The organism is Flectobacillus major DSM 103 (assembly GCF_000427405.1).
GTDB lineage: Bacteria > Bacteroidota > Bacteroidia > Cytophagales > Spirosomataceae > Flectobacillus > Flectobacillus major.
In genome coordinates, this window is sequence record NZ_KE386491.1 from 4717044 (window position 1) to 4723332 (window position 6289).

Below are 6289 nucleotides of genomic sequence, written 5' to 3' on the forward strand. Positions count from 1 at the left end.
GTTGTAGGGCTACTTTCTAAAGTTGTAACCCCCTAAGTCACTCTATCTAACTGTTTATCAATACATTAATCTTTTCAGAATTTTTTGGGTTACAACTTTGTCGGAATCTTCATATTCCTTCAAATTCATCTTTACTTTTAAGTTTTGTTTGCTATAGCCAGTAAGTACTTGAATAGCTTTATAGATATTTTCTTTAGACTGATAACTCTCATCCTTAAAAATCACCCTTTCTTTTCTCAGCAAATTAAACAGTAGCGCTGTTTGAGTTAGAGAAAGACTTGTGATATTATCACCTGCAATTCGTTCCTTAATTTTCGGCAATACAATTTCAACTTTTTTCCCATCCTTTTCATCCTCATCTTGTGTGGCTCCAATTAATTGGTATTCAGATTGAGGTATTAACTTCAAATACTCCTGTCTTAAAATATGATTTAACTTAATTGCATAGTAAATAGAGAATATATCGCTGACAATCTTAATAATAATTTGAGCAACTGGTACTTCTCCTCTTTTCACACGCATGAATCTATTAAAAAGCTCATGAAGCCTTGGTCGAGAAACAATAAAGTTTCTCACTTTTTGGGGAGTCAAATTTTCGAATACATCAAAAGAAGGAAATGTATCAGGTATTTCGTTGACTAATGATAGATAAAACTTATCCGTTTCATTTAATTCTATCCATCTTGAGGTATTCTCAAATCCAAATCTAAGTTTATCAAGTTTCATTATAAGTCCCCCAAAAGTCTCATCACCTAACTCTTCAAGTATATCGAAATACTCATGTTCACTAAAAAGAATCTCATGTTCATCAAGCTTTGATTCGATAAACTTTTTCTTTTGCTCGATAGTAACACAACGCTCCAATCTTCTAATTAATTGATTTTTATCTTGCTCAAACCATAACTCTTGTAACTTGAATTCAGCCTTGAAAAAAACTTGAAAGAACTCGATTAATTTGATAGATGCTAATGTATCTATAGCCTGCTCTGGAGAGGCTACCCCTTCAAACTTATTAGTAAAGTACGACTGTACATATTCTGCATCAAATACCTTTGCAATTTGTGTAATCATTTTTCTTCTTTATTTGGTCGATATTTTTAGTACTTCAAATGTCTTGACATAGCTAGATTAAAAAGGGGTCTATGCTTGCGAATTTGATTCTTGATGGCATCTTCTCCCATTATCTTGCTTGCTCTTCTGATATATGATAGATAATTACTCCGAAAATCCTTTTCTTTTTCAACCGATTCTATTCTATACTCACCAACCTCATTCACTTTAAGCGTTTTGAAGCGTCTTTTAATAATAGTTTTATTAAGGTTTGTATTGATATATAGCTTGTATAATCGTTTCCTAAAAACAACGGGATTCCTTCCTTCGTTCTCTGCGATTTTAATGGCTAATCTACTCTTCCTTTTCACTGTTGAAATCATTCTTCTATAAAATTTAGCCAGATTAGTTGATTTTATAAGTGTTTGATTTCCGTAAAATTCAAAACCTAAATAAACAAATGGAGCTTCCATTGTACAGACATGCTTTGATAATTTGATGGCAGTAAGACGTGGGGCTTGTTTCCCAAAGGCTCTGTGAGTGAACAAAAACTTTTCGGTTTTTTCAGTGCTAATTTTAACCAAACTATCTTTGATTGATTCAGTTACAAAATGTTCAATCTCATCTACATTTTCTTTTTTACATATCACTACAATGTCATCAGAATACCGTCTGTAATAGCCACCTAACTCTCTGGTTACTTTTTGTAAGACTAATTTATCAAACTCAAGAAGATATAAATTTGCTAAAATTGCACTAATGGGTAATCCTTGAGGAATCCCTGTTGGAGTGTTATCTTCACCTTTTCTAAATGGGAAACGATGAAGTCTAATTTCCTTATTCTTTACCTTATTTCTAAATTCTTCTGGAGATTCAAAAAAGGCATTAAAACCTTGTTTATTCCTAATCTTTGCCAGCTTTTTTTCATCAAAAGGAGCTTTTCGCCCTCCCGAATTATTACGGATACGGAGGTCATCTAACATGATGTAAGAAAATCGAGTCGAGGCTTTAAAGACGTTGTAATGGTCTTTAGGAAGTGTAGTTTCATTAATTAATTTAGCCCAAGCTTCTTTTAGTTTTACATGATTAAGACTTGAAAAAAAACTTTTTATATCAAAGGTTAAAACCATACAATCTTCATTCTTACTTCGTGTTTTTATTTCTTCAAAAACTTCATGAGCAAAGTGAATAGTACTTTTATGCTTACTATCTTTTTCTTCTGAAATCTTAATTTTTCGATATGCCAAAACACATTTTGAAAGCTCTTCATCTTTGGCTAACTCTTCCTCATATTTATCTTGTAATAAATGTGCATAATAACCAAAAATTAGTGCATCCATGTGGGTTGCGTAGTGCAATGGGCGGCTTTTGATATGCTTTTGATACTTACCCTTGCTATCCTGATAGCTATGACATTTTTCCTTTTGTCGTTGGTCTAATACCGTTAGTTCAGGATTGGGCTTATATCTCCTTTCATCTATAGATGCATGGATAAGGGGAAAGAAAGCATACTTTGCAATATAGCTAGGATTACAAATTTTTGATAGGAGCTTTTGGGTATTACTATGTACATCTATTTGACGTGTAATATGTAAATATCCTCTGTTTTTAAGCCAATCGGGAGTTTTTATTCGCATCTTATAGATAGGGTATTACTAATAGAAAATTAAACCTTAATAGTTAACAAGAGAGGTGTAACAGATAATTTTCAGACATAACACTCCGAAGAGTAAGACCAGTACCCAAATTCTTGAGTCACACTAAATGTCAATATGATTATAAATTCTCTTAATCTTATCATATTTGTACAAGGGTTAGATATACTACCCTCCCTACAAATAGGAATGAATGTAAAATTTAATACTAATCCATTTCCTGCATAATCTACATATACAGTGAGTTTAAACTACATTAGATAGCTTAATCTTTATAGTCCATTCCAGTTGTCTGAATCTTTCAAGTTTTCCTATCAAGGCTTGTGCAAATATACATATTTTCAGTATGTTTGTGCACAACTTATACTACCTTATGGAACACCTTTTCAATCTCGGTGACATTGTTGCCCTAAAGTCACACCCTTATACTTCTGAACTACAAAATATCCTTATTTCAGGAGAACCTCAACTTGTTTCGCCGTTAATGATAATTGTCGAAATTATTAAAGATTCTCAAGATGTATTTGATGAATTTACAGGAGTCAACCTTCAATTGAAGGGTAAAACGGCTAACTGTAAATGTGTTTGGTATTCATCTAAATCAGCACAATTTGAGGAAGCATGGCTCTCCTCAAAGCTTTTAAAATTAGTAAAACGAAGAGGTAAAGCTATTGCAAAAAGCGATGTCATTGATTCAATAGTAACGCTTTCTACTGCACAAATGGAATTGGCAAAAGTAAAAAGCTCTCTAAATATTGAAAATGAAAATAAAAGAACTAATCTTAACCCACTTCTAAGTTTTGTTAGTCCGTTGATGCAAGTTATCGGTGTTCCTAAAAATGATAAAAAAGAAGCTTTGTATGACGTTAAAACAGGAAATAAGAAAAGAGAAATTTCTAAGCAATTGGTAAAATGTAAATGGTTCAATCCTGCTTCAGATAAAATGTCTGAAGTATTGATACCCATTGAAGCCCTTAGTATAGTTCCCTCTATCAGCGAAGCTATGCTTAATGAGTATGCCAAATATGCTAGAAGTAAGCAACATCTCACATTAACAATCGAAGGTAGTTCATATCAAACAATATTTTTACCACAAAAAATTAAATGTTCACATGGTATCTATTTTATTGTTGGATATGACTATATCAAAAATAAAACCCGTGAATTTCCTATTTTGAAACTTAGTAATATTACTCTAGTTAGTCCATTTGTAGTACAAGCTCCCAATTTTAAAGATACTGAGCTGAATACATTGGGATTTGAGGAGCAAAACAAAAGGGTTATTACAAAGGGAATACAAGAGAAAAAATATTTAAGAATTCGATACAAGGATAAGAACAATAACTTAACAATACGTACTATCAAAAATTACGAAATAAAAGAAATCCCTCCGCTAGGAACTCTCACTAATGTTAAACCAATAGAGTATTTAACTGGTTTTTGTGAGTTAAGAAAAGATGAAAGACATTTCCAACTTGAAAGAATACAATCAGTAGAAATCTTAAATATTAGCTATCCAACACCTGATAATAACCAGAATGAACAACTCTAATCTAATTTTGTAATTCTACCTTGTATCTCATAACTTAGTAGGATTACAAAATTTATCTATTTACTTCTTCATATCTTCTTCAATCAACCGTTTTAGTTCATCCACTTTAGGAAGCTCAATTAGGTATTTTGATACAAATATTTCATTATCTAACCCACCAATAGTATATTCTACAAATGTATCATTTTTGTTTGCACATAAGATGATGCCAATAGGAGGATTGTCGTATTCTCCCATTTCATTATTTTTATAGTAGTTCAAATAAAAATTCATTTGCCCACCATCCGCATGACTGAATTTTCCTACTTTCAAATCTACCAAAATATGACATCGTAGGATACGGTGATAAAAAACTAGGTCGATGTAATAATGTTCATTATCAAAAGTGATGCGTTTTTGTCGTGCTTCAAAACAGAAACCTCTTCCCATTTCAATCAAAAAATCTTGTAAATGGTTAATAATAGCTGTTTCCAACTGATTCTCAGAAATCTTTTTAGATTGATTTAACCCCATAAACTCTAAAATAAATGGGCTTCTGATTAAATCTCCTGCTGTCTCTGTCTTGGGATTTTTATGACTTTCAATCATACCTCTTTTATCTGACGACAATCCCGTTCTTTCAAACAGAAGAGTATTGATTGCTCTTTCGAGGGTTCTAACTGACCATGAGTTTTGAATAACTTGTACTTCGTAAAAGCGTCTTTTAATATCAGAATCTAACTGAATTAGTGCTACAAAATGAGAAAAGCTCAAGTGGGAAAGTAACGTTTCTGGAGGATAAGACTCTATGGACTCCAATTGTCCAGACAGTGTCTGGACAATTGGAGGAGTGAATTGAATAGGAGAGTTTTCTAATTGTGTAGATAATATCTGTACAATTTGTGGATAGGTCTGGTAAAAACTTTTAAACATCAGCAAGTTACTTCTTGAAAACCCTTTAATATGCTTCATTTTTTTCACTAATGTCGGAACAGTTTTATTGCCGTAAATAGCCCTATCTTGACCTCTCTGTTCAAATTCTACCAGATAATAGCCAATTAACCAATTCCGAAGACTAAGATTTAAGTCAATTTGCTTACTAGCACGTAATTGAAAGTAATTATGGGTGTTTTCTATATTGAGAACCAGTTGTTCAAAATCAATTATATTCATCATGTTACAGTAAATTTAAAGTAGCCTCATACAGCTCGTCATTTTCGAATGAATCGAGGTAAACCTTTGTCACTTTCTCTGATTCATGCCCCATCAGTTCACTAATTTTACTAATTTCGACCCCGCTTCTCTTCAAAACCGTTGCGAACGTGTGTCTCGCTACGTAGGTTGTTAAGTTAGCTTCAATTCCTGCCATTTCTGCTAGCACTTTCAAATCTTGGTTTATCTGCTTTGTGACTTTCTTAATACGATTAGTAATTTGAGGAATTGTTTTATGTTTCGACTTATCAAGATACGGGAATATATAGTCTCCTAAGCTATATTTTTGATAGTATGCGAGTATTTCTTTAGCGGGTGGTAAGAGTTGCACCACTTGACGTTGGTGTGTTTTGTTTCGCTCGTACTCCATCAAACCATCTGGGGATATATTCGTCCACTCAAGTTCGATAATGTCACTAATGTTGATTCCAGAACAATAATAGCTAAAAAGAAAAGTGTTTTGAGAATCATAAAGTCTAGTTCCTTTTTCAATTTTGAGAGAAGCTATTTTAACAATATCCTCTTTTTTAATAGCTCTTTTCTGCGTTTTAGTGTTGAATTTAGAGATTTTGTAATCAACAAAAGGGTCTGCTTCCTTCTTGGCAAAATCTTCTACCACTGCTCTATTGTACAAGGCTCTCAAAGTACGAAAGTGTACACTCATAGAAACCTCAGAAACACCTCTTTCTCTGAAATCTTGCTCAAACCTTCGCAAAAAGAACCGTCCAATTCGGAAAAAGTGAAGTCTTTTTGATTTCTAAAACGCTCAAGTACTTTCTTTAAATTTTTATGAACGTTTGCATTGCCTACCTTATCCGCTTTCATCAGGTCAGTTATTACC

At 32.8% G+C, this 6289-nt stretch carries 5 protein-coding genes and 1 pseudogene; 1 reads left to right on the top strand and 5 read right to left on the bottom strand.

What is annotated here, in order from left to right; translation table 11 throughout:
* Positions 1–57: 57 nt before the first annotated feature.
* Both FLEMA_RS0153995 and FLEMA_RS0154000 read right to left on the bottom strand, forming a co-directional pair.
* Entirely contained in the window at positions 58–1071 is a 1014-nt protein-coding gene (locus tag FLEMA_RS0153995; RefSeq protein ID WP_026997238.1) for a hypothetical protein, read from the bottom strand.
* 26 nt (positions 1072–1097) lie between these two features.
* The gene (locus tag FLEMA_RS0154000) at positions 1098–2687 is read right to left on the bottom strand and encodes a reverse transcriptase domain-containing protein (protein ID WP_052354260.1); all 1590 of its coding nucleotides are present in this window, start codon (positions 2685–2687) and stop codon (positions 1098–1100) included.
* Between the two features lie 391 nt (positions 2688–3078).
* On the opposite strand from FLEMA_RS0154000, the gene FLEMA_RS74110 reads away from it, so the two are divergent.
* On the top strand, positions 3079–4257 hold the full coding sequence (locus FLEMA_RS74110) for a WYL domain-containing protein (protein WP_044173573.1): 1179 nt from the start codon (positions 3079–3081) through the stop codon (positions 4255–4257).
* Positions 4258–4317: 60 nt separating this feature from the next.
* Here FLEMA_RS74110 and FLEMA_RS0154030 read toward each other — a convergent pair whose 3' ends face one another.
* The 3 genes and pseudogenes from FLEMA_RS0154030 to FLEMA_RS76325 all read right to left on the bottom strand — a co-directional run.
* The gene (locus FLEMA_RS0154030) at positions 4318–5412 is read right to left on the bottom strand and encodes a PDDEXK nuclease domain-containing protein (protein ID WP_044173576.1); all 1095 of its coding nucleotides are present in this window, start codon (positions 5410–5412) and stop codon (positions 4318–4320) included.
* A gap of 1 nt (position 5413) precedes the next feature.
* Positions 5414–6067 carry a site-specific integrase gene (locus FLEMA_RS74115; protein WP_159102729.1) on the bottom strand — a complete coding sequence of 218 codons (654 nt, stop codon included), beginning with the start codon at positions 6065–6067 and terminating at the stop codon, positions 5414–5416.
* Positions 6068–6097: 30 nt separating this feature from the next.
* Positions 6098–6273: pseudogene (locus FLEMA_RS76325) on the bottom strand (phage integrase SAM-like domain-containing protein); the annotation flags it as partial.
* Between the last annotated feature and the right edge of the window lie 16 nt (positions 6274–6289).